19 protein-coding genes are annotated in these 21,709 nt (G+C 66.4%); 10 read left to right on the top strand and 9 right to left on the bottom strand.

Annotated features, from left to right (window positions below):
* The first annotated feature begins 114 nt into the window (after positions 1-114).
* The 5 genes from DID99_RS33365 to DID99_RS33385 all read left to right on the top strand — a co-directional run bounded on the left by DID99_RS33365 (position 115) and on the right by DID99_RS33385 (position 5,835).
* Complete coding sequence (locus DID99_RS33365) at positions 115-1,860, top strand: FAD-dependent oxidoreductase (protein WP_124668399.1); 1,746 nt, start codon at positions 115-117, stop codon at positions 1,858-1,860.
* Complete coding sequence (locus DID99_RS33370; protein ID WP_124668400.1) at positions 1,857-2,468, top strand: NIPSNAP family protein; 612 nt, start codon at positions 1,857-1,859, stop codon at positions 2,466-2,468. The genes DID99_RS33365 and DID99_RS33370 overlap by 4 nt, the downstream gene beginning before the upstream one ends.
* Before the next feature lie 39 nt (positions 2,469-2,507).
* Positions 2,508-3,341, top strand: coding sequence for a sugar phosphate isomerase/epimerase (locus DID99_RS33375; protein WP_124668401.1), 834 nt, complete (start codon positions 2,508-2,510; stop codon positions 3,339-3,341).
* Positions 3,342-3,495: 154 nt separating this feature from the next.
* Positions 3,496-4,863, top strand: coding sequence for an MFS transporter (locus DID99_RS33380; protein WP_409362717.1), 1,368 nt, complete (start codon positions 3,496-3,498; stop codon positions 4,861-4,863).
* A 108-nt stretch (positions 4,864-4,971) separates the two neighbouring features.
* Complete coding sequence (locus DID99_RS33385) at positions 4,972-5,835, top strand: IclR family transcriptional regulator (RefSeq protein ID WP_124668403.1); 864 nt, start codon at positions 4,972-4,974, stop codon at positions 5,833-5,835.
* A gap of 409 nt (positions 5,836-6,244) precedes the next feature.
* On the opposite strand, the gene DID99_RS33390 is transcribed toward DID99_RS33385, so the two are convergent.
* On the bottom strand, positions 6,245-6,976 hold the full coding sequence (locus DID99_RS33390; protein WP_124668404.1) for a GntR family transcriptional regulator: 732 nt from the start codon (positions 6,974-6,976) through the stop codon (positions 6,245-6,247).
* A gap of 156 nt (positions 6,977-7,132) precedes the next feature.
* Here DID99_RS33390 and DID99_RS33395 point away from each other — a divergent pair, with 156 nt between their 5' ends.
* Both DID99_RS33395 and DID99_RS33400 read left to right on the top strand, forming a co-directional pair.
* The gene (locus DID99_RS33395) at positions 7,133-8,503 is read left to right on the top strand and encodes an adenylosuccinate lyase family protein (RefSeq protein WP_124668405.1); all 1,371 of its coding nucleotides are present in this window, start codon (positions 7,133-7,135) and stop codon (positions 8,501-8,503) included.
* Between the two features lie 26 nt (positions 8,504-8,529).
* Entirely contained in the window at positions 8,530-9,936 is a 1,407-nt protein-coding gene (locus DID99_RS33400) for a cation:dicarboxylate symporter family transporter (RefSeq protein ID WP_124668406.1), read from the top strand.
* 628 nt (positions 9,937-10,564) lie between these two features.
* Here the strand turns inward: DID99_RS33400 and DID99_RS33405 are convergent.
* The 6 genes from DID99_RS33405 to DID99_RS33430 all read right to left on the bottom strand — a co-directional run bounded on the left by DID99_RS33405 (position 10,565) and on the right by DID99_RS33430 (position 15,824).
* Positions 10,565-10,969 carry a cupin domain-containing protein gene (locus tag DID99_RS33405; RefSeq protein WP_124522718.1) on the bottom strand — a complete coding sequence of 135 codons (405 nt, stop codon included), beginning with the start codon at positions 10,967-10,969 and terminating at the stop codon, positions 10,565-10,567.
* Positions 10,970-10,973: 4 nt separating this feature from the next.
* Positions 10,974-11,453, bottom strand: coding sequence for a carboxymuconolactone decarboxylase family protein (locus DID99_RS33410; protein WP_124668407.1), 480 nt, complete (start codon positions 11,451-11,453; stop codon positions 10,974-10,976).
* 184 nt (positions 11,454-11,637) lie between these two features.
* Positions 11,638-12,138: an Ohr family peroxiredoxin gene (locus DID99_RS33415; protein WP_124668412.1), complete on the bottom strand. Its 501-nt coding sequence runs from the start codon at positions 12,136-12,138 to the stop codon at positions 11,638-11,640.
* 279 nt (positions 12,139-12,417) lie between these two features.
* Positions 12,418-13,419 (bottom strand): bestrophin family protein, encoded by a 1,002-nt coding sequence (locus DID99_RS33420; RefSeq protein ID WP_124523456.1) that lies wholly within the window; start codon positions 13,417-13,419, stop codon positions 12,418-12,420.
* Positions 13,420-13,438: 19 nt separating this feature from the next.
* A complete protein-coding gene (locus DID99_RS33425; protein ID WP_124522721.1) occupies positions 13,439-13,939 on the bottom strand; it encodes an Ohr family peroxiredoxin in 501 nt (166 codons plus the stop codon).
* Positions 13,940-14,303: 364 nt separating this feature from the next.
* Entirely contained in the window at positions 14,304-15,824 is a 1,521-nt protein-coding gene (locus DID99_RS33430; protein ID WP_124668408.1) for a PLP-dependent aminotransferase family protein, read from the bottom strand.
* Positions 15,825-16,015: 191 nt separating this feature from the next.
* Between DID99_RS33430 and DID99_RS33435 the strand changes: the two genes are divergently transcribed.
* Both DID99_RS33435 and DID99_RS33440 read left to right on the top strand, forming a co-directional pair.
* Positions 16,016-16,759: an SDR family oxidoreductase gene (locus DID99_RS33435; protein ID WP_124668409.1), complete on the top strand. Its 744-nt coding sequence runs from the start codon at positions 16,016-16,018 to the stop codon at positions 16,757-16,759.
* An 83-nt stretch (positions 16,760-16,842) separates the two neighbouring features.
* Complete coding sequence (locus tag DID99_RS33440) at positions 16,843-17,889, top strand: LysR family transcriptional regulator (RefSeq protein WP_124522724.1); 1,047 nt, start codon at positions 16,843-16,845, stop codon at positions 17,887-17,889.
* A 104-nt stretch (positions 17,890-17,993) separates the two neighbouring features.
* On the opposite strand, the gene DID99_RS33445 is transcribed toward DID99_RS33440, so the two are convergent.
* The gene (locus tag DID99_RS33445; protein ID WP_124668410.1) at positions 17,994-20,099 is read right to left on the bottom strand and encodes a TonB-dependent siderophore receptor; all 2,106 of its coding nucleotides are present in this window, start codon (positions 20,097-20,099) and stop codon (positions 17,994-17,996) included.
* Between the two features lie 205 nt (positions 20,100-20,304).
* Between DID99_RS33445 and DID99_RS33450 the strand changes: the two genes are divergently transcribed.
* Complete coding sequence (locus DID99_RS33450; protein ID WP_260426292.1) at positions 20,305-20,607, top strand: UxaA family hydrolase; 303 nt, start codon at positions 20,305-20,307, stop codon at positions 20,605-20,607.
* Positions 20,608-20,650: 43 nt separating this feature from the next.
* On the opposite strand, the gene DID99_RS33455 is transcribed toward DID99_RS33450, so the two are convergent.
* Positions 20,651-21,595 carry a LysR substrate-binding domain-containing protein gene (locus tag DID99_RS33455; RefSeq protein WP_260444749.1) on the bottom strand — a complete coding sequence of 315 codons (945 nt, stop codon included), beginning with the start codon at positions 21,593-21,595 and terminating at the stop codon, positions 20,651-20,653.
* Positions 21,596-21,709 lie beyond the last annotated feature (114 nt).

Here is a 21,709-nt window from a genome sequence, read left to right on the forward strand (position 1 = left end):
AGTCTTTGCGAAATCCGATTGAGTGGAATAGTATTCCACTTCGCAATGATATTCCATGGACGTCGCGATCGTGTCGCATCCGGCGTTGGAGACACTGAACGGGCAGGACTGAACATGAAGCGTGAACCGATACTCGATTGCGACGTGCTGGTACTGGGCTCCGGCGCGGGCGGCCTCGCGGCGGCCGTCACGGCGGCGGCGCGGGGCCTGGGCGTGATCGTCGCCGAGAAGGAGGCCGTGTTCGGCGGCACCACCGCGTGGTCGGGCGGATGGATGTGGATTCCGCGCAATCCGCTCGCGACGCGTGCCGGCATTCGCGAGGACATCGATGCGCCGCGCACGTACCTGAAGAACGAGCTGGGCGCGCAGTTCGATGCGGCGAAGGCCGATGCGCTGCTCGAACGCGGCCCGGAGATGATCGAATTCTTCGAGCGGAACACGGCGCTGCGCTTCGTCGACGGCAACCGCATTCCGGATTTCCACACCACGCCGGGCGCCGGCACGGGCGGGCGCTCGGTCTGCGCGATGCCGTACGACGGCCGTGAACTGGGCCCGCTGATCGACAAGCTGCGCACACCGCTGTCGGTGACGACGCTCAAGGGGATGGCACTCGCGTCCGGCCAGGATCTCGCGCATTTCTATCGCGCGACGCGCTCGCTGAGCTCCGCGCTGCATGTCGGCCGCCGGCTGGCCGCGTTCGCGTGGCACAAGCTGCGTTACGGGCGCTCGATGCATCTCGTCAACGGCAATGCGCTCGTCGCGCGCCTGTTGAAGTCGGCCGCCGATCGCGGGGTCGACCTGCGCACCCATGCGAAGGCGATCGGCCTGCTGCGCGACGACGTGCGCGTGATCGGCGCCCGCGTGGCGATCGACGGCATCGTGCACGAGGTGCGCGCGGCGCGCGGCGTCGTGCTGGCTTGCGGAGGCTTCCCTCACGATCAGGCGCGGCGTGCGCAGACGTTCGCGTATACGCCGTCGGGCCGCGAACACTGGTCGGCGGCGCCGCTCTGCAATACCGGCGACGGGATCCGGCTCGGCGAATCGATCGGCGCGCATTTCGACCGGTCGCTCGATGCGCCGGCCGCGTGGGCGCCCGTCTCGCTGGTGCCGCAACCGGGCGGCGACGCCGTCGCGTTTCCGCATCTGATCGAACGCGCGAAGCCGGGCGTGATCGCGGTGACACGCGCGGGCAAGCGCTTCGTGAACGAGGCATCGTCGTATCACGACTTCATTGCCGCGCTGCTCGACACGACGCCGGCCGGCGAGGAAGTGTGCGCGTGGCTCGTCTGCGACCATCGCTTTCAGCGGCGCTATGGGCTCGGTTTCTCGAAGCCGTTTCCGTTCCCGACCGGCCCGTACCGGCGCTCGGGCTATCTGAAGCGCGGCGCGACGCTCGACGCGCTCGCGCGCGAATGCGGAATCGACGCCGCTTCGCTGGTGGACACGGTATCGGCCTACAACCAGTACGCGAAGCAGGGTTGCGATCCGGCGTTTCACAAGGGCTCGACGCCGTACAACCGCGTGCAGGGCGATGCCGACCGGCAGCCGAACCCGTGTCTCGCGCCGATCGACGCGGGGCCGTTCTATGCGGTGAAGCTGTTGCCGGGCAGCCTCGGCACGTTCGCGGGCCTGGCCACCGACCGCGACGCGCGCGTGCTCGACCACGCCGGCCGTGCGATCGCCGGCCTCTACGCGGTCGGCAACGATTCCGCCAGCATGATGGGCGGCTGCTATCCCAGCGGCGGCATCACACTCGGCCCGGCGATGACGTTCGGTTATCTCGCCGGCCTTTCTCTCGCCGACGCCGCGCCCGAACCCGCGCGTGCCGGCATCGATTCATCCTCGAGGACAACGCAATGAGACTGTATGACGTAGTGACGCTCACGGTGAAGATCGGCGCGAACGCGCAGGTCTTCGAAGGGATTCAGGCCAGCGGCGATCCGCACAGCGGCAGGCTGCTCGGCGCGTGGTACTCGGACATCGGCACGCTCGGTCAGGTGCTGGTGCTGCGCGGTTATGAATCGGAGGCCGCGCTCGTCGCCGAGCGCAAACGGATGCTGCTCGAAGGCAACCCGTTCCGCTGCGGCGAATCGATCATCGACGTGAAGACGGCCAGCTATGCGCTGTTCCCGTTCCTGCCGCCGATCGAACCGGCCGTGCACGGCGGCATCTACGAGATGCGCGTATATGGCACGAAGCTCGGCAGCCTGCAGCACACGATCGACGTGTGGGAGCAGGCGGTGCCGGAGCGCACCCGCCGCTCGCCGCTGGTCGGCGCGATGTATGCGCTCGACGGCGACACGCCGCGGTTCCTGAACATCTGGCCGTATGCGAGCGTGGACGAGCGTTCGCGCATTCGCGCCGAAGCGGTCAAGGACGGCATCTGGCCGCCGAAGGGCGGCCCGGCCCACCTCACGACCATGGAATCGACGATCTGCGTGCCCGCGCCGTTTTCGCCGTTGCGCTGAACGTGCCGCGTATTGCGCCATGACGCTCAAGGAGACGATATGACCCAGCCTCAATTCCGCGCGCTGTCGCTGTCGGCGCTGACCGTGCTCGAACTGAGCCCGCCGCAGATGGTGCGATGCGCCGTCGACGCCGGCTACGACTACGTCGGCCTGCGACTGCTGCCGGCCACCGACACCGAGGTTCGCCACGAGATCGTCGGCGATACGCCGCTCAGGCGCGAAACGCTGGCGGTCCTGCGCGATACGGGCATGCGTGTGCTCGACGTCGAGATCGCGCGCCTGAAGCCCGATACCGACGTGATGCACTACCTGCCGATGCTCGAAACGGCGGCGGAGCTCGGCGCGCGCTACGTCCTCGTGGCCGGCAACGATCCCGACGAGGCGCGCACCGTCGACCGGCTCGGCCGGCTGTGCGACCTGGCCGCGCCGCTCGGCCTGTCGCCGTCGCTGGAGCCGATGCCGTGGACCGACGTGAAGGACATCGGCGCCGGCGCGCGCATCGTCGACGCGTGCGGCCGGCGCAACACCGGATTGATCGTCGATCCGATCCACTTCGATCGTACCGGCTCGTCGCTCGACGCGTTGCGCGCGTTGCCGCACGCGTACTTCGGCTACGTCCAGTTCTGCGATGCGCCGGCCGAACGGCCGACCGACGTCGACACGCTGCTGTTCCAGGCACGCTGCGCGCGGATGGTGCCGGGCGAGGGCGGTCTCGACCTTGCGGGCATCCTGCGCGCGCTGCCCGCTCACCTGCCGGTGAGCGTCGAGGTGCCGAACGAAGCGTGGGCGAAGACGACGCCTGCCGTCGAGCGCGCGCGCCGCCTGCGTGAAGCCACCGTTGCCGTGATCGATGCGGCGGCCGTGCCGGCCTGATCGCGCGGCGGCCGCCTTCTCGACGCGACGGGCCCGATCGGCGCCAGGCATCGCGCCGGCGCGCGGATCGGGCATTCGATACGACAACAAGAACAGCATCTCCGGAGACATCAGCATGACTTCCTCGCAGACGGCCCGACGGCCGAAACATTTCATTCAGGAAAGCGAATCGAATGACGCGCGCTCGCTCGACGTTCAGCAATTTCTCGATACGCGGCCGGTGGGCCGGTTCCAGTGGCTCGTGCTGGTGTTGTGCATGCTGATCGTGATGCTCGACGGGCTCGACACGGTAATGATCGGCTTCATCGCGCCGTCGATTTCCGGCGCGTGGTCGATTCCGCGTGACGCGCTGGGCCCGGTGATGAGCGGTGGCCTGCTCGGCCTCGCGTTCGGCGCGCTCACGGCCGGCCCGATGTCCGACCGCTTCGGCCGCAAGACGGTGATGGTCAGCGCGGTGATGTTCTTCGGCCTGTGGAGCATTGCATCGGCGTTTGCGACCGGCGTGGTGTCGCTGGCGGTGCTGCGCTTCCTGACCGGCATCGGCCTGGGCGCGTCGATGCCGAACGCGGCCACGCTGATGGCCGAATATGCGCCGCCGCGGCGGCGCGCGCTGATGGTGACGGCCGTGTTCTGCGGCTTCACCTTCGGCGCGGCGGGCGGCGGTTTCGTGAGCGCGTGGATGATCGAAACGTGGGGCTGGCATTCGGTCCTGCTGCTCGGCGGCGTGCTGCCGATCGCGTACGTGCCCATCCTCGTCAAATGGCTGCCGGAATCGGCACGGTATCTCGCGCTGTCGGAGCGGCGCCGCGCACGGCTCATCGGCGTGCTGAATCGCATACAGCCGGCAGTCGCCGACGCACGGACGCGGTTCGTGTCCGCCGAACCGGCGCGCGACGTGCGTAGCCCCGTTCGCGCGATTCTGTCGCGCGAACATGCGTTCGGCACGGTGATGCTGTGGATCTGCTACTTCGCGGGATTGCTGACCGTCTATCTGCTCGGCAACTGGCTGCCGACGCTGATTCGCGGTCTGGGTTTTTCGCTGGCCGAGGCGGCGATCGTCGGCGCGCTGTTCCAAGCGGGCGGAACGGTCGGTTCGCTGCTGATCGGCTGGCAGATGGACCGCTTCAATCCGCATGCCGCGCTCGGCGCGACCGTGCTCGCCGGCGGCGCGCTGGCCTGGTACATGGGTGTGTCGGCTCATCCGTTCGGCGTCATCTGCGTGCTCGCGTTCGGCATCGGGTACTGCATGAACGGTTCGAATACGGGCTTCTGCGCGCTGGCGGCCGGCTCCTATCCGACCGAAATGCGGGCCACCGGGACGAGCTGGATGCTCGGGGTCGGCCGTTTCGGCGGCATCGCGGGCGCGATGCTGGGCGCGGCCATGCTCCATGCGAACTGGAGCTTCGGCCAGGTCTTCGCGGCGCTTGCGGTGCCGGCGGCCGTGGGCGGTGCAGCGGTGCTGCTCAAGGGCGCGCGCCATCGCGGAAGGTTCGTGGCCGTGAGCGGGGCTGCCGGCCACTGACGGCGAGCGCGGCGCCACGGTGGGGTGCGGCGCCGCGCCAAATTCTCTTGAATTCCAGTATGGAATTGTGTTCTTATTTGACATTCACCATACGGACGAGAAGGCGCCATGGCAGGAAATCTCGAGCGTGCGCTCGCAGTGCTGGAATTGCTGGCGAAGAACGGCGGCCGCATGCCGCTGGCCACCATTGCCGATACGCTGAACATTCCCCGCAGCGGCACGCATCGCCTGCTGTCGATGCTGATCGACGAGGGGTTCGTCCGTCAGGACGAGGAGCACGGCGAATACATGCTGGCGCTGAAGCTGGTGTCGCTCGCGCTGATCTATTTGTCGACGAGCGGGGTATTCGACATTTCCCAGCCGGTGCTCGATCGCCTGGCCGAGTCGTCGGGCGAACTGGCACGGCTGGGCGTGGTCGAGGACGATCACATCACGTTCGTCGGCAAGGCGCAGGGTGCGAAGTCCGGGCTGCGTTACGACCCGGACATGGGCAGCCAGCCGCCGCTGCATTGCACCGCGAGCGGCCAGGCGTGGCTCGCGACGCTGCCCGACGAGCGCGCGATCGAACTGGTGTCGAGGCAGGGCGGCCTCAGCGCGAAGGCGCAGAATGTCCCGCGCGCACCGAAGACGATCCAGCAGTTCCTGAAGGATCTGAACGGCGCGCGCGAGCGTGGCTACGGGATGGCGATCGAGACGTACGAGGTCGGCATGACGTCGATCGCGGCGGCCGTGCGCAATCCGGTCACGAACGAAGTGGTCGGTATCGTGAGCCTCGCCGGGCCGACGAGCCGCCTGCCGGAGTCGCGCCTGAAGGAACTCGCGCCGCTATTGCTCGCGGCTGCGTCGGACATGAGCGCGGCCACGCTGGGTTCGCCGTGGTTCAAGCGGACGGGCACGGCGGCTGTCCCGGCGGAAGTGGCGCCGGTCGCGGCAGCAAAGGCGACGACGCGCAGGCGTGCTTCAAAGCGCTAGTGTGTCGCGCCGGGAGGTTGGCGCGACGCGTGTCGGTTGGGCGGGAAGCTTTGCGTATTCGACGGGGCGGTATGCGGATTGGATTCAGGGCGGTTGATCTGCACGCCGTTGCCCCGTTCGATGATGTCGTCGTTTTTTGTCGGGTCATCGCGGAATCCTGGCGAACGCGGTGCGGAATGTCGGTGATCGGCCAACTGGAGTCGTTCGCGAGTTTCCGGCAAATGGCTGAACCCGAAGGCACAACGGCCATCCACTTTAACGCGACACATTAGGTGATTGAGTAAAGCTACTGCACCGTCACGGGTGCATTGAAGGGGGCGAGGGATGTCACGAGGAGAGCAGATGACGGGCAAATCTGCTTTCTGTTTCGGTGCGTCATCGTGGACGGCACTTTCACCAGTCCGCCGGTTCAACTCTCGGACCGTTTCAGCCTCATGGAAACTGAAAATCGCTCGGCTGGGTGAACGCTGATCGAGATTTCGAACGCAACGCCTGTCGAATCGAGATAGCGCCGCACAATTTCGAGCGCGGCGGTTCCCGCCGGGATCTGCAGTCGCGCAGCCATTTCCGGTGAAACGTTCACCGCCTGCACGTTCTGCTGGATCTCTGCAACGCATCGCCCGTAACGCATCTCAATCAATGAACTGATCAGCGTGTCCGGCTCTTTGCGAGCCGTCTCCGCGATCTCCACATAGTCCGGATCGATATAGACGTCCGTCCAGCCTATCGGCGGACGCGTCTTGTCGCGTTCCACGCGCAAGCTCGAAATGCGCAGCCAGCGTGCCCCTTCTTCGCACTTCAGAACCTTCGCGAGCTTGCCCTCCGCCGCAAGCTCCTCGATCGACTGCACCACGCGCAGGTTCTCTGAACCGAACTGGACGAGATCTTCGATTGAGGCGAGCGAAGGCCGGAAGTCGTTTTTCGGTTGCGCCGATTCGACACGCGTTCCTGCGTTCTTGCGCCGCGACACGAAGCCGAGTTGCTGCAACTCGTGCAGCGCCGCGCGGATCGTGTGCCGGCTTGTCTTGTACAGATCGCGCAATTCGAGCTCGGTCGGCAAGTACGAACCGACGGGAAAGCGGCCCGACGTGATGCCTTCGGTCAGGTCGCGCGCGATATTGGCGAAATGGGGTCTGTTCATCTTCTCTGCGTCTCGGTCATCGCCGTCAGTTTAAGGGTAAACGTCGCTTGAACGATATGTCCGGACATAATATTCTTCAATATGTCCGGACATATTGAGGTGGGTCGACTTCGAAGGTCCGATGCCTTTTTCCCGTTTCCGTTTTCAGAGGTCGCCATGCCAAGCCGCACCATCCCCGTCTCCAGCACCGTCGTCGATTCGATCCTGTTTCGTGATGCCTTTGGCACCGCGAAGATGCGTGCTCTGTTTTCCGACTACGCGCTCGTGCAGCGCTACATCGATGTCGAAGTCGCGCTCGCGAAGGCCGAGGCGCGGGTCGGCGTAATCCCTGCCGACGCTGCCGACGTCATCGCGCGGGAATCGAGCATCGAGCGCATCGATTTCGATCACATGCGCGAGGAGACGGATATCGTTGGCTATCCGATCCTGCCGCTCGTGCACCAGCTCGTCGCAATGTGCGGTGACGCGGGCCGCTTCGTGCATTGGGGCGCGACGACGCAGGACATCATGGACACCGCGGTGTCGCTGCAAGTGCGCGATGCGCTTGATTCGATCGACGGCGACATTCGCGCGCTGCGCGGCATCCTCGCCGATCTCGCGAACAAGCATCGCGATACCGCGATGGCGGGTCGCACACATCTGCAGCAGGCGCTGCCGGTCACGTTCGGATACAAGGTCGCAATCTGGCTCGCGATGTTCGACCGGCATCAGCAGCGGCTCGCGGAGCTGCGCTCACGCGTCGCGGTTGTCGAGTTCGCTGGCGCGGCCGGCACGCTGGCGTCGCTCGGCGACAAGGGTTTCGAAGTCCAGAAGGCGCTTGCGGAAGAACTGAAGCTCGGTGTGCCCGCGACGACGTGGCACGTCGCGCGCGACGGCTTCGCCGAGGCGGTGAACCTGCTCGCGCTGATTACTGGCTCGCTCGGCAAGATCGCGATCGACATCATGATCATGGCGTCGAACGAGTTCGCGGAAGTGTACGAACCGTTCGTCAAGGGGCGCGGCGCGAGCAGCACGATGCCGCAGAAGCGCAATCCGATTTCGAGCGAGCTGATGCTGGCGGCAGCGAAAGCGGTGCGGCAGCACGCCGGCCTGATGGTTGACGCGATGATCCAGGATTTCGAGCGCGCAACAGGCCCGTGGCATGCGGAATGGATCGCGATTCCCGAGAGCTTCATCCTGACTTCGGGTGCGCTGCATCAGGCGAAGTTCGCGCTCGGCGGCCTGATCGTCGATGCGGAGCGGATGAAGCAGAACCTCGGCATCAGCAAGGGGCTGATTGTCGCCGAAGCCGCGATGATGCAGATGGCGCCGTTTACCGGGCGCCAGCAGGCGCACGACATCGTGTATGACGCGTGCCGCACGGTCAACGAGAGGGGCGGCACGCTCGCCGAAGCGCTGGCCGCATTGCCCGACGTGACGCGGCACTTCGATCGCGAGGCGATCGAGCGCATGACAGATCCGGCCAACTACCTGGGCCTCGCGCCGCAGATGGTCGATCGGGCAATCGCCCTGTCCCGCGAAATCTGAATGGACGCCGTGGAGGAGACACCATCATGAATCACGCACAGACCCCGCGCGACGAACCGGTCGCCCCGCAGCCGAAGCGCCCGTGGTATCGCAAGCTCGGCATGCAGGTGCTCGCGTCGCTGCTGCTCGGCATCGTCGCCGGACTGCTGTTTCCGAAATTCAGCACGCAACTGAAGATTCTCGGCGACGTTTTTCTCGCGCTGATCAAGGCCGGCGTCGCGCCGCTCGTGTTCCTGACAATCGTGCACGGCATTGCTTCTGCTGGCGACGTGAAGAGCGCGGGGCGGGTTGGCTGGCGCGCGTTCGTCTATTTTGAAGTCGTGTCGACGATCGCGCTGGCGTTCGGCCTGTTTGCCGGCAACCTGCTGCAGACCGGCCAGGGCATGACGTCCGTGGCGGTCGGCAAGGTACCGGTCGCCGCGGCAAAGGCGGCGCCGCAAGGGTTCACCGAATTCGTGATGCATCTCGTGCCAGACAACTTCATCGGCGCATTCGCGAAGGGCGAGCTGCTGCAGGTGGTCGTGCTCGCGGTGATGGTCGGCATCGGCATTCTCGCGATTCCCGAAGGGCGGCGCACGCGAATCAGCGACGGGCTCGACCAGATTTCGGAGGTCCTGTTCTCGTTTATCAATCTAGTGATGAAGCTTGCCCCGCTCGGTACCTTCGGCGCGATAGCGTTCGCGGTCGGTAGCAACGGGACAGCCGTGCTGGTCGCGCTGGCGCAGCTCGTGCTCACCTTCTATGCGGTCGTGGTGCTGTTCATCGTCGTCGTGATGGGCATCGTGGCGAAGCTGGCAGGCTTCAGCATGTGGCGCTTCATGCGCTACATCAAGGACGAGATCCTGATCGTGATCGGCACCGCGTCGTCGGAAAGCGCGTTGCCGCGCCTTCTGATCAAGCTCGAGCGACTCGGCTGCGCGAAGCAGACGGTCGGTCTCGTGCTTCCGACCGGCTATGCGTTCAATCTCGACGGGACGTCGATCTTCATGGCGATGGGCGTGATGTTCATCGCGCACGCATACAACGTGCCGCTCACGTTCGAGCATCAGATCGGCATCCTGCTGCTGATGCTGTTGACGTCGAAAGGTGCCGCGACCGTATCGGGCGGATCGTTCGTCGTGTTCGCGGCGACAGTGACATCGACGGGGCTGCTGCCGGTAGAAGGACTCGCACTTATCTTTGGCGTCTACCGCTTCATGTCGATGGCAATCGCAACGTGCAATACGATCGGCAACAGCTTAGCCACGGTGGTCGTTGCGAAATGGTCTGGTACGTTCGACGAGACGGTCGCCCGACGCCACCTTTACCCCGACCGCTATCCCGCAACGGCGCGTGCAGATGTGAAGCTCGACGACGGCAACCTGCTTCCCGAAGATACTGACGACGCGAATCCGCATCCGTCGGGGATACCGCTCAAGCGCGGCGGTCTGTAGCATTGATCGTGGCCGAAAGAGTGCATCTGTTTTGCGTTCTTGCAGTCAAGCCGACGTTTTCACCGGATGCCGCGTATGACATCACAAGTCATATTGATTGGACGGTTCGCTTTTCCTCGGGATGACAAAATCCGGAACGAAAGCGGCCGTTTGAGAACTGTCGGCAACTATCCGTTTTGGGTGGTGGATTCAACCGCCGGAAACCACCATCCATCGAAATCCGCGGAGCACTCTTTTATCTGGAATCGGAGAACTGACCGATACTGGTGGGGAGTATGCTCGGCGGTTTCCCGATGACGAGACTCATCGGGCCGCGCCACGTCGGATAAATGCCGGCCGGACGCCGCACGCCGGCGTCGAATATTTCCGGGCAAGGCTTCCCGTCCGTCGCGCTCATGTCCATGTGTCGCCCGCATCGGGCATCCGGCTGTACGCAGCCGATCCCGGCTTTTCATCGAAGGGCCCGCCGAAGGCACGGCACGCGGTTTGCAGGCTCGCTTGCCGGCCGTGCGCCGGCCGAGACGGCGTCGGCCGGCCAGCCCAGGCAAGCCGTCGCGTTGCAGAACGCGTGCGTTCGCGGCGCCGAGCTGCCGTTTCCGGCCGACCTGGCGCCTCGACGACGATCCCGCTACTTCACCGGCGTGAGAACCGGCGCGCCCTTGTTCTTGATTAGGAACACGACGAATTTCGCCGGCTTCGTACCGCTGGCGTTTCGTCCGACCGTGTGCACGTCGTCGGGACCTTCGTGGAACGTGTCGCCTGCATGGAGCGTGACCGTCTTGCCGCCGTTCAGGCCCATCACGATGCTGCCGTCGAGCACATAGACGAACGCGTGCGCGTCGTGGCGATGAACGGGGTCGACGCTGCCGGGCGGATAATCGACGACGATCATCTCTACTTCCTTGCCCGGATACTCGGGCAGCGGCTCCGTGGTCAGTTGCGTCACCTTGGCCTGCGGCGCGGCGGCAGCCGGCGGAACGGGCATCAGCAGCGACAGCGCAAGCGGTGCAAGCGCGAGCACGATGCGTTTCATGTCGTTACTCCAGGTTGGCCTTGTCGAGACCGAACATCTTGTCGAACGAGCCGGGCACCATCCGGAACGCGACGTTCAGCCGGTTCCAGCAGTTGATCGCACCGACGAGGACGGTGAGATCCGACAGCTCCTTCTCGGCAAAGTGGGCGCGCACGCGATCGTAGAGATCGTCCGGCACGCCGTGCGGCGAAAGCTGCGTGAGCGCTTCGGTCCATTCGAGCGCGGCACGCTCGCGCGGCGAGAACAGCGGCGACTCGCGCCAGATCGCGACGTGATGCGCGCGCAGTTCGCGCTCGCCGTGGATCCTGGCCATCTTGATGTGCATGTCGACGCAGAACGCGCAGCCGTTGAGTTGCGACGCGCGGATCTCGACGAACTCGCGAACCGGCACTTCGATCGTCGTCTTCTGAAGCAGCCCGTCGAGTTCGACGAGCTTCTTCGTCAGCTCCGGAGATTGCTGAAAGTAGTTGATACGTTGCGTCATGATACGTTCTCCTGATTGCTGAAGCAGGGCTATCGGCGCTGCGCATGACCATTCATTGCGCGAGCGGCCTGGAAACCATCGTAATTGCAGGTCCCACGGGCCAGTAGTGCCGGGAAGGTGCGCACTCTATTGCCGCTTCGGAACCAATCGCGCGCCGGGTGTGGCGGCGCGCCGCCGACGTTCGTCAGTCCGACACCGCGACAACCCCGCGGATGCCCTGCCGTGCCATCTTCGTATAGGGACACAGGCGCTCCGTATCGCGGACCAGGCGTTCCGCAACCTGCAGGTCCACACCCGGCATGCGGATGGTGACGTTGGCGGCGAGCGCATATCCGCCGTCGACCGGATCGCGGCCGAACGATACTTCGACTGCGACGGTCGTGTCGTGGATGTCGATCCGCTCGCGTTGCGCGAGCAGGCTCAGCGCGCCGTGGAAGCACGCGGCGTAGCCGGCTGCGAGCAGTTGCTCGGGATTGGTGCCGCCGCCGGGGCCGCCGAGTTCGCGCGGCAGGCGCAGATCGAGGGCGAGACAGCCGTCGTCGGATCGCGCGACGCCCGATGCGCGGCCGTGTGCCGTCTTGCCGCCGGACACGGTGACCGTGGTCGTGTAGAGCGCGACGAATTCGTGCCCGCGGTATTTGTCGAGCAGTGTCGGTGACGGAGGCTGCAACCTCTCGTTCTCCATATCCCTCCCGGGTACCTGTATTGAGCGACGCGCGGGTTCCGGGCCGTACGTATCGGCGCGGCGCTTGCCCGCAGGTCGTTCCCCACGACCGCCATCCGAAGGATGGTCGTCGCGCACTTGCATGCTAGGCAAAGACGCGTCGCCGGGCCAGATCGTCCCGGGATGCATGGTATTGCCCGCTTCGCACCAATGCGGCGAGAACGCCGCGTATCGGTTGCGTCGGCCGTTCCACCGGCTGCAGCGGTGCCGCCGATGGGGCAGACGCGAGCCGCCGACGCGCTACAGCGCAATGACCGTGCGGCTCGACGGATCGCCGGCGCGTTCGCCGAGCATCGCTTTCAGGTCGCGCTCGATCGTGCTGCACAGCGTGGAAATGGGCACGTCGTTCGCGCCGCCCTCGAACGGGTTCTCGGTGCTTTCGCCCACCTGCTCGAGCGAGGTGTACATCCACGAAACGGCGACGCTGCACGGCACGACGAGCCAGACCATGTTGCCGTGCATGAAGCCGCTCACGCCGTCGTTCAGCCGGTTGAATTCGTTCAGAAGACCGAACGGAAGCGACAGGCAAAAGAACCGGACGAACAGGGAGCTCACGGTCGCGTACTGGCGCGGATACGGAAAGTTCTTGAACCGTTCCGAGCGGGCCTGGAGATCGATGAAGTCGCCGATCGTCCTTTGAAGCTCCATATAAAAATTCGAATTCAGATGGCCGGCCATGTGAAGCGTCCTGAGCGACGTGCCCTGCAGGCTCAGCACGAACGTGGCGACGGAAGCGGAGGCCAGCGCCTGTTCCGTTTCGGCCGGGGACAGGTATTCCGGCAGCAATTCCCGGATGTCCTTTTCCCACTCCGGCACACGATAGAACCGGCGGTACTCCGCGTTGTAGCGTTTGCTCGTGCTTTCCCAGATCAGCGGGCGGCGCAGGTCGTAGCGCAATGCGGTCAGCCAGGCAAGGTGCCGATAGACCAGCTTCCGGGCGCTCTCGTCGTCGCCGGCGAAGTCGCGCGCGAGCTGGCCCCAGCGGCGGCTCTTGCTCAGGATCTCGGTCCAGATTTCCAGCGCGTCCATGGCGCGGTTGTAGGTCTGCACGTTCTTGAAGCCGACGATGAACGACGTCGCGGTGCCGAGCAGCGCCACGATCGTCAGCGGTATCGACAGCCACCTCACGGAGAAGAACTGATACAGCACGACCGGCACGGATCCGAAGATGAGCAGCTCGTAGATTTTCCAGCGCGTCCAGATCAGGAATTCCGAGAGCTTGTACGATTTCCCGAGATGCATGGTTGGCCTCGACGTCGAATCAGTCGACGACGGTCACGATGTTGACGGTGCCTTGCCGCGCCATCTTTGCATACGGGCACAAGCGTTCCGCGGTACGCACCAGTTCTTCCGCGACGTTTCGATCGACGCCGGGCATCCGTACCCGGACGTCGACGAGCAACGCGTAGCCGCCGTCCATCGGATCGCGGCCGAACGAAACCTGCACCTCCACGGCGGTATCCGGCGTCTCCACTCCGGCGCGCGTCCCGAGCAGGTTGAGCGCGCCGTGGAAGCAGGCGGCGAAGCCCGCCGCGAACAGCTGCTCCGGATTGGTCCCGGTGCCGGGCCCGCCGCACTCGGTGGGCAGGCGCAGATCGACGGCGAGATTGCCATCGTCCGAGCGGACCACGCCGGAGGCCCGGCCGTGGCCCGTCTCGCCGCCGGACACGGTGACGGTCGTGGTGTAAAGCGCTTGGAAATCCTGGCCGCGATACCGGTCGAGGAGCGAAAGCGGCGGGGCCTGCAGCGTGTTGTCATCCATGATGCGTGCTCGAATTCGGCAACGCGCGCCGACCGTCGGTCATTCGATCGTCGAAACGTGCCGCGAAGGGGCAGGACTGCCCGGGCAAAAAAGCGTCTTCAACGAAGGACGGGCGCGGTCGATGGCATGAGGAATGCGGCAAGCGTCCGGTGCAGCCCGGCTCCGGGCTCGTCTGCGCGAGAAAGACGCTGCCATGCTAGCGGCGCGCCCAGGTGGGCGGTATGGCCGTTCCGTGCGATTGTCTGTTTCCCGTTCGACACCAATCGGACCCCCATCCGGGATCGGCCGCGCCTGTCGACGCGGCGCACGCCATCGCCGCAAGCCGCAAGCCGCAAGCCGCAAGCCGCACGCCGCACGCCGCGCTTCAGCCGCCGAGACACGCAAGGAGCGTCCGTGCGTGACGGTGCGCTTCGTCCGCGTCGGCGACGTTCGCGAACCCGATGACGAGGCCGCGCGGCGTTTGCTGCGTATGGCTGTTCGTGTACCAGATCGACAGCGGCACGACCGCGAGCCCCGCGTCGCGCGCGCGTGCGGCGACGGCGACGTCGTCGACCGGCCCGTCGGGGCCGTCGGTGAACCGCACCGCGAACTGGATGCCGCCCACCGGCAGTTCGACGATCAGTCGCTTGCCGAACACCTGTCGCAACGCGTTCACGATCAGCGTGCGGCGCTCGCCGTACAGCGTGCGCATGCGCTTCAGGTGCCGGGCGAAGTGCCCCTGTTCGATGAAATCCGCAAGGGCCGCCTGCAGGAGCGTCGGCGAGCCGGCGTTCATGCTGCAGGCCACGCGTTCGACGCGTTCCACCGCGCGTTCCGGCACGACCGCATACGCGAGCCGCAAGCCGGGATACATCGCCTTGCTGAAGGTGCTGCAATAAATCACGTGATCGCGCCGGTCGAGACTCTTCAGCGCCGGCAGCGGGCGGCCGAGGTAGCGAAACTCGCTGTCGTAGTCGTCCTCGACGATCCAGCCCGACGTCTTTTCGGCCCAGTCCAGCAGCGCGATGCGCCGCGACAGCGACAGCGTATGGCCGAGCGGGCTCTGCTGCGACGGCGTCACGAGCGCGAAGCGCGCGTGCGCGTCCAGCTGCAGGCCGCGCTCGACGTCGATGCCCTCGGCGTCCACTGGCACCGGGACGAGTTCCACACCGGTCTCGGACAGGAAGCTGCGTGCGAGCAGATAGCCGGGATCCTCGAACCACACACGGTCGTTCGGGCGCGCGAGGCTGCGCAGCACGAGTTCCAGCGTCGCGCGGTAGCCGCCGGTGACGAACACCTGTTCGGGCACGCAGGTGACGCCGCGCGACAGCCCGAGATAGGTGGCGATGTGCTCGCGCAGCGGCCGGTAGCCGGCCGGATTCGGGTAGCCCAGCAGCGCGCGGTCGGCGCTGCGCGCGCGCAGCGACACGAGCCGGTGCCATACCTTGCGCGGAAATGCATCGAGCGCGGGCAGCCCGGGCTGCAGCGGGCGCGGCTCGCCGCTCAGCGCGACGGCGATCGGTTGCGCGCGCGGCGGCGGCGGGCTGTCGCGTGACATGCCCGGCGGCTGGGGCCGGCCGGCGTCCTCGGCGTGCCGGGCCGGATCGTCGGCACGCGAGGACGCCGCCCGCGTCACCGATTTCGGCAGTGACGGCGAGACGAACGTGCCGGCCGCGCCGCGCATCTGCAGATAACCCTCGTCGACCAGGATCGTGTACGCCTGTTCGACGGTGCCGCGCGCGGTGTTCAGCTGCGTCGCGAGGCCGCGCAGCGCGGGCACGCGATCGCCCGGACGCAGGTGGCCCGCGGCGATCGCGGTTCTGAACCGCTCGCAAATCTGCAGATAGATCGGCAACCGATGCTGCCGGTCGATTTCGATGGTCAGGGTGGAGGGTTGCTCAGACATGACGGTCTCGCGGATGACGGGGACAGGCACGGCATGGATCAGTCCGATCGACGATTCTTGGCACTGCTGGATAGGACATGATTCTTCCACAATTGCGCCAAGCGATGGACGGTCATCGCCGCGTTCACCTGATCCGGCAGCCGTCATGCCCGTCACATTCCACTGCAATCCATTCGTCAGGAGATTTTGCGATGAAGATCGTCGTCATCGGCGGTTCGGGCCTGATCGGCTCGCGTGTCGTCACGCTGCTCGAGGAAGCCGGCCACCAGGCGCTCGCCGCATCGCCGCGCACCGGCGTCAATACCATCACCGGCGAAGGCCTGACCGATGCATTGACGGACGCGGACGTCGTCGTGGACGTCGCGAATGCGCCGTCATGGGAGCCGCAGGCGGTGCTCGATTTCTTCCGCACGTCGGCGCGCAATCTCGGCAAGGCCGAAGTGGCCGCGGGCGTGCGCCATCACGTCGCGCTGTCGATCGTCGGCTGCGACCGCATGCCGGAGAACGGCTATTTCCTGGCCAAGGTCGCGCAGGAGCAGGCGATCGAGGCGGCGGGCGTGCCGTACACGATCGTGCGCGCGACGCAGTTCATGGAATTCATCGGCGGCATCGCGGATGCCGGCACGGAAGACGGCACCGTGCGCATCGGCGACGGGCTGTTCCAGCCGATCGCCGCGGAGGACGTATCGGCCCTCGTCGCGCAGGCCGCGCTCGCCGGGCCGCAGAACGGCACGGTCGAGATCGCGGGCCCGGATCGCGCGCCGTTCGCGGAAATCGTCGCGCGCTATCTGAAGTCGGTCGGCGATACACGCGCGGTGGTGACCGATCGCGACGCCCGCTATTTCGGCGGCCGCGTCGAGGCAACGTCGCTGGTGCCGCTCGGCGCGGCGCGGCTCGGGCGCATCGGCCTCGACGCGTGGCTGGCGGGGCGCTGAATCGCGTTCGCACGCAGGCGGTCGGCCGGCGCATGCCGGCGACGCGCCGATCCGTATGAGCAGCATGCTTGGGGGCAGCGGAAATGAATCATTCGGAAACATCGGAGCACGGCGTTCGTCGCGACCTGGCCGGTCGCGCCGATGCGCTGTCGGCGAGCTTCGGTGCGAGCTATGCGGGCATCCTCGCGTTCGTTGCGGTGGCGAGCGAGGGGAGCTTCACGAAGGCCGCCGAACTGCTCGGCGTCGGGCGGCCGGCCGTGAGCCGCAACGTGCAGAAGCTGGAGGCGCAACTGAGCACGCGGCTGTTCCAGCGGACCACGCGCACGACCGAGCTGACGTGCGAGGGCCGGCGCTTCTTCGAGAACTGCCATCAGGGCGTGGCGCAGATCGTCGAAGCGATGAACGACATGCTGGAGTTGCGGCAGGGGCCGCCGCGCGGCCTCATCCGCATCAGCTCGGCTGCGGGGTTCGGCAGGAAGATCGTGGCGCCGCTGCTGGAAAAATTCGCGGACGCCTATCCGGACATCATCGTCGATCTGCTGCTCGACGACCGGCCCGTCGACCTGGTGTCCGAGCGGATCGACGTGTCGTTCCGCAACGGGCGCATCGAGGACTCCAGCATCATCGCCCGGCAACTGATTCCGATGCAGATGGCGCTCTGCGCGGCGCCGTCGTATGTGGCGGCGCACGGGCTCCCGCAACGCATCGAGGACCTCGACCGCCATGAGTGCATCAATTTCCGGTTCGCGAGCGGGCGCCTGTTCGAATGGGAATTCAACGTGGACGGCCGCGTGCAGAAGTACCTGCCGACGGCGCGCCGCACCTTTAACGACGCCGATCTCGTGTTGCGCGCGGTGCTGAACGGATCGGGCATCGCGCAGATGGCCGGCTACCAGATCCGCGACCATCTCGCGTCGAACGAACTCGTCGTCGCGCTGGCGCAGCATGTGCCGCAGGATCGCGGCCACTACATCTGCTATCTGAGCCGGCAACACCTGCCGACGCGCATCCGGATCTTCGTCGACTTCATGACCGAGCAGATCCGCGCGCTCGACCTGAACTGCATGACGCGGTTCAATCCGGAGATTCCGGTGGATGCGGCGGATGCGGCGCAGTGGCTGGCTGCCTGACGATTCGAGATGGCCGGTTGCGGGCCCCGGCACGTCGACGCATCGCCGAATCGATGCATCGACGCATCGCGCCCCGCGCCGGCCCGTCGACCCGCCGCGCCGGCCTAGAACGAATACGCCAATGACGCGAACAGGCTGCGCGGCGCGCCAGGCGTGACCCACAGGCTGTTGTACGAGCTGACGTAGTACGTGCGGTTGAACAGGTTGTTCAGCACGACCGACGCGCGCAGATGCTTGTTGACCTGCACGTAGCCGTTGAGCTGCACGGTCGCGTAGGCGGGCAGGTCGAAGCCGTCCTGCGTGTTCGCGGTGTTGCCCGCGCGGCGCCCGACGTAGATCACGCCCGCGCCCGCGCCGGCCTTGTCGACGAGCGGCAGCGCGGTTTCGTACATCAGCAGCGCGCTGCCGCTCAGGCGCGGAATGTCGACGAGGCGCGCGCCCGGCGTCAGGACGGTGTCGCGCGTGACCTGCGCGTCGACGTAGGCGAGGTTGACGATGCCGCGCAAGCCGTGGCCCAGTTCGCCGTTCCATTCGAATTCGACGCCGTGACTGCGCACTTCGCCGGCCGCACGCGAGAACCCGGCATTCGCCGGATCGGCAGTCAGCACGTTGCGCTTGTTCACGTAGAACGCGGCGACGGTCGCGAGCCAGCGCGTGCCGGCCCACTTCACGCCGGCTTCGTAGCCGTGCCCCTTCTCGGGATCGAACGCGCGGCCGTTCGCGTCGGCGCCGTTGTTCGGCCGGAACGAGTACGCGGTGTTCGCATACAGCGACAGCGCTGCGCTGGCCTCGTACACGATGCCGAGCCGCGGGCTCAGCGCCGTTTGCAGCTGGCTCGTCGTCACGCCCTTCAGGCGATTCTCGACCGACTGGTGAAAGCGGTCCCAGCGCAGCCCGGCGAGCACTTTCCAGTGCGGCCCGAACGCGAGCGTGTCCTGCGCGTACAGGCCCTGGCCGTCGTCGCGCTCGAGCAGGTTCGTCGCGGTGCGCGGCACGGGCGCCGGCTGGCCGTACACCGGATCGAAGATGTCGATCGCATACGGCGCCGCGGCCGTCGGCGTCGAGCGCGCGACGAACTGGTCGTAGTTGAAGCGATACGCATCGACGCCCATCACGAACGCATGGTCGATGGCGCCCGTGCGGGCCTTGCCGGCCACTTCGACGCGCCCCTGCACGTCGTTCGAGTGAAACGCGACCTGCCGGTAGCGGCGCCACAGCGTGCGGCCGTCCGGCTGCAGCGCGAACGCTTCGGACGAGCGGCCGGACAGGTCGGTGTCGCGCTGCGCGAAGCCGGCGTTGACCGACCAGTCGGCATCGAAGCGATGTTCGAGCGTGAACTGGTGCCCCGAGTTGCGCACGTCGTAGTCGCCGTCGCGCGGCTCGCCCAGGAACCGCGACGCCGGCACCGCGCCGAGCTGCCCGCCGACCGCGACCACGCCGCGATCGAGCGGCGCGCGCTGGCGCGCGGTCTCGAATTCGTAGTGGAGTGTCGTGTCCGCGCCGATATCCCAGGTGAACGACGGCGCGAACAGGTAGCGCTTGCTCGATACCGTGTCGCGGAAGCTGCCGTTGTCCTCGTTCATCGCGATGAAGCGGTACGCGAGCGACTGCGTGACGGGACCGGTCGAATCGAGCGTCTCGCGCAGCGCGCCGTAGCTGCCGGCCGACACGCCGATCGTGTTCGAGCGCTTGAACTGCGGCTGCTTCGTCGTGTAGCTGATGAGCCCGCCGGGGTCGCCGCGGCCGTACAGCGCGGACGCGGGGCCCTTGAGGACTTCCATGCGCTCGAGCGTCGCGGTGTCGCGCGGCACGCTGATGCCGCGATTCCACGAGAAGCCGTTGACGAGGTAGTCGGTGCCGGACGTGTTGCCGTCGCCGGCAAAACCGCGCACCGCATAGTTGTCCCACAGCCCGCCGAAGTTGTTCTGCCGCGCGACGCCAGCGACCCAGTCGTACAGGTCTTCGCCGCGGGTGGCGGCCACGGTCTGGATGAGTTTCGTATCGACGCTGCTGACCGCGAACGGAATCTCCATCACGTCCGCCTCGGTGCGCGTCGCGCTCGTCGAGTCGGGCGCGCGAAACGGTGCCTTCGTGCGCTGCGCCGAGATCTCGACGGCCGGAAGGACCAGTTCCTGCGCATTGGCGACGCTCAGCCCGACCGTGCCGACGGCGATGGCCATCGGTGCGGCCGCCCAGTTCTTTCTGCTCATACCCGTCCCTGAGAAATTGGTTCGTGTTCGGGCACCACGAGCCGCGTTGCGCGGGCATCCGTGTTCCAAACGGTACATTTGCGGGCCGGAATTTAATGCAAATGAGATTTATTTTCAATCGTAAGTTTGCGGTTGTTGTGTCCGGGTTGAATCGCGCGGGGGCGCCCATCGGCATGACTGGCGGATCGGCGCGCGGCGCAGCACCGTGCCGGCCTCGCGGCTGACGGCCGGCCTGCGATGGGGCGGTCCGACGGCTAGTCGGGGACGACCGCGGAATTCCGCGCTCGGCGCGGCCGTCGATCTGCTGAAACGCATCGGCGGCACGGCGCTCCTGTCCGAGACGCCGGAAATCCACGGCGCGGAGCATCGGCTGATCGCGCGCGCGGCTTCGCGCGACGAGGCCGGCCGTCTGGTCGACAGGTTTCAGGTGGGAGCGCTACGTCGCCGACGACGGCGGAGAAAGGAACGACAACCGTTTTCCTCACTGCGGGATTCGTCGACCGCATGACCGGGCAGATCCGCGTACGCGAGCGGCGCTCGCGTGACGCGGTTCAGTCCGGAAGTTCCGGCGATGGCGATGGCGATCGCGGAGACGGCGGCACGGCCGGCGTGTCGCCGCAGCGCCACGCGCGTTCGTCCGCGATCCAGTCGCCGAACAGCTGGATCTTCTGCTGCTGTTCGGTTCCGGCCGGATACACGAAGTAATAGCCCATCCCCGTCGGCAACGCGACGTCGAACGGCATCACGAGCCGGTGCGCGGCCACGCTGTCGTCAACCAGCGTCCTGTCGCCGATCGCGATGCCGTAACCGTCGATCGCCGCGTGTGTGGCGAGATCCAGCGTCTCGAAGCTCAACCCGCGCGTCGAGTCGACGTGCGGCGCGCCCGCATGGTCGAGCCACCGCTTCCAGTCGCGGTGATCGCGTGTCGGATGCAGCAGCGTGTGACGGAGCAGGTCGTCGAGGCTCGCGAGCGGCTGCCGGTCCAGCAGGCTCGGCGCACAGACAGGCGTGAGCCGTTCCTCGAACAACGGGATCGCATGTGTGTCGGGGCCGGCGCCGGGCGCGTAGATCACCGCGGCGTCGAACGGCTCCATGCGGAAATCGACGTGATGCTCCCACGTGGTCGTGATCTGCACCTGGAGTTCGGGATGGTCGGCCTGGAACCGCATGATGCGCGGCAGCATCCACTGCATCATGCAGGTCGGCACCTTCAGCGCGAGTTCGGTGCGCCTGCGCGACAGGCGCATCGATACCTCCTCGATGCGCGCGAAGCTTTCGCGCACCGTCGGCAACAGGAGCTCGCCCTCGGCCGTCAGCGTCAGCCCCTTGGGCGTGCGCTTGAACAGCGGAAACTGATAGAAGCTTTCGAGCGCGAGGATTTGCCGGCTCACGGCGCCCTGCGTCAGGCACAGGTGCCCGGCGGCGCGCGTGAAGCTGCCGTGACGCGCGACGACGTCGAAGACCTGCAGCGCATTGAGGGAAGGCAGTCGTTTCATCGGGAGCATCGGCGTGGAACGGGCGGCGGCGCGGGATCGCTCAGTGCAGGATTTTCGCGAGGAAGTCCTTCGCGCGGTCCGACTTCGGATTCGAGAAGAAATCGTCCTTGCGGT

Origin of the sequence: Burkholderia sp. Bp8986 (genome assembly GCF_003854225.1) — a bacterium.
Classification (GTDB): Bacteria; Pseudomonadota; Gammaproteobacteria; order Burkholderiales; family Burkholderiaceae; genus Burkholderia.

Coding starts and splice junctions, on each gene's coding strand:
- DID99_RS33365 (WP_124668399.1), top strand. CDS start 115: ATGAAGCGTGAACCGATACTCGATTGCGACGTGCTGGTACTGGGCTCC.
- DID99_RS33370 (WP_124668400.1), top strand. CDS start 1,857: ATGAGACTGTATGACGTAGTGACGCTCACGGTGAAGATCGGCGCGAAC.
- DID99_RS33375 (WP_124668401.1), top strand. CDS start 2,508: ATGACCCAGCCTCAATTCCGCGCGCTGTCGCTGTCGGCGCTGACCGTG.
- DID99_RS33385 (WP_124668403.1), top strand. CDS start 4,972: ATGGCAGGAAATCTCGAGCGTGCGCTCGCAGTGCTGGAATTGCTGGCG.
- DID99_RS33390 (WP_124668404.1), bottom strand. CDS start 6,976: ATGAACAGACCCCATTTCGCCAATATCGCGCGCGACCTGACCGAAGGC.
- DID99_RS33395 (WP_124668405.1), top strand. CDS start 7,133: ATGCCAAGCCGCACCATCCCCGTCTCCAGCACCGTCGTCGATTCGATC.
- DID99_RS33400 (WP_124668406.1), top strand. CDS start 8,530: ATGAATCACGCACAGACCCCGCGCGACGAACCGGTCGCCCCGCAGCCG.
- DID99_RS33405 (WP_124522718.1), bottom strand. CDS start 10,969: ATGAAACGCATCGTGCTCGCGCTTGCACCGCTTGCGCTGTCGCTGCTG.
- DID99_RS33410 (WP_124668407.1), bottom strand. CDS start 11,453: ATGACGCAACGTATCAACTACTTTCAGCAATCTCCGGAGCTGACGAAG.
- DID99_RS33415 (WP_124668412.1), bottom strand. CDS start 12,138: ATGGAGAACGAGAGGTTGCAGCCTCCGTCACCGACACTGCTCGACAAA.
- DID99_RS33420 (WP_124523456.1), bottom strand. CDS start 13,419: ATGCATCTCGGGAAATCGTACAAGCTCTCGGAATTCCTGATCTGGACG.
- DID99_RS33425 (WP_124522721.1), bottom strand. CDS start 13,939: ATGGATGACAACACGCTGCAGGCCCCGCCGCTTTCGCTCCTCGACCGG.
- DID99_RS33430 (WP_124668408.1), bottom strand. CDS start 15,824: ATGTCTGAGCAACCCTCCACCCTGACCATCGAAATCGACCGGCAGCAT.
- DID99_RS33435 (WP_124668409.1), top strand. CDS start 16,016: ATGAAGATCGTCGTCATCGGCGGTTCGGGCCTGATCGGCTCGCGTGTC.
- DID99_RS33440 (WP_124522724.1), top strand. CDS start 16,843: ATGAATCATTCGGAAACATCGGAGCACGGCGTTCGTCGCGACCTGGCC.
- DID99_RS33445 (WP_124668410.1), bottom strand. CDS start 20,099: ATGAGCAGAAAGAACTGGGCGGCCGCACCGATGGCCATCGCCGTCGGC.
- DID99_RS33455 (WP_260444749.1), bottom strand. CDS start 21,595: ATGAAACGACTGCCTTCCCTCAATGCGCTGCAGGTCTTCGACGTCGTC.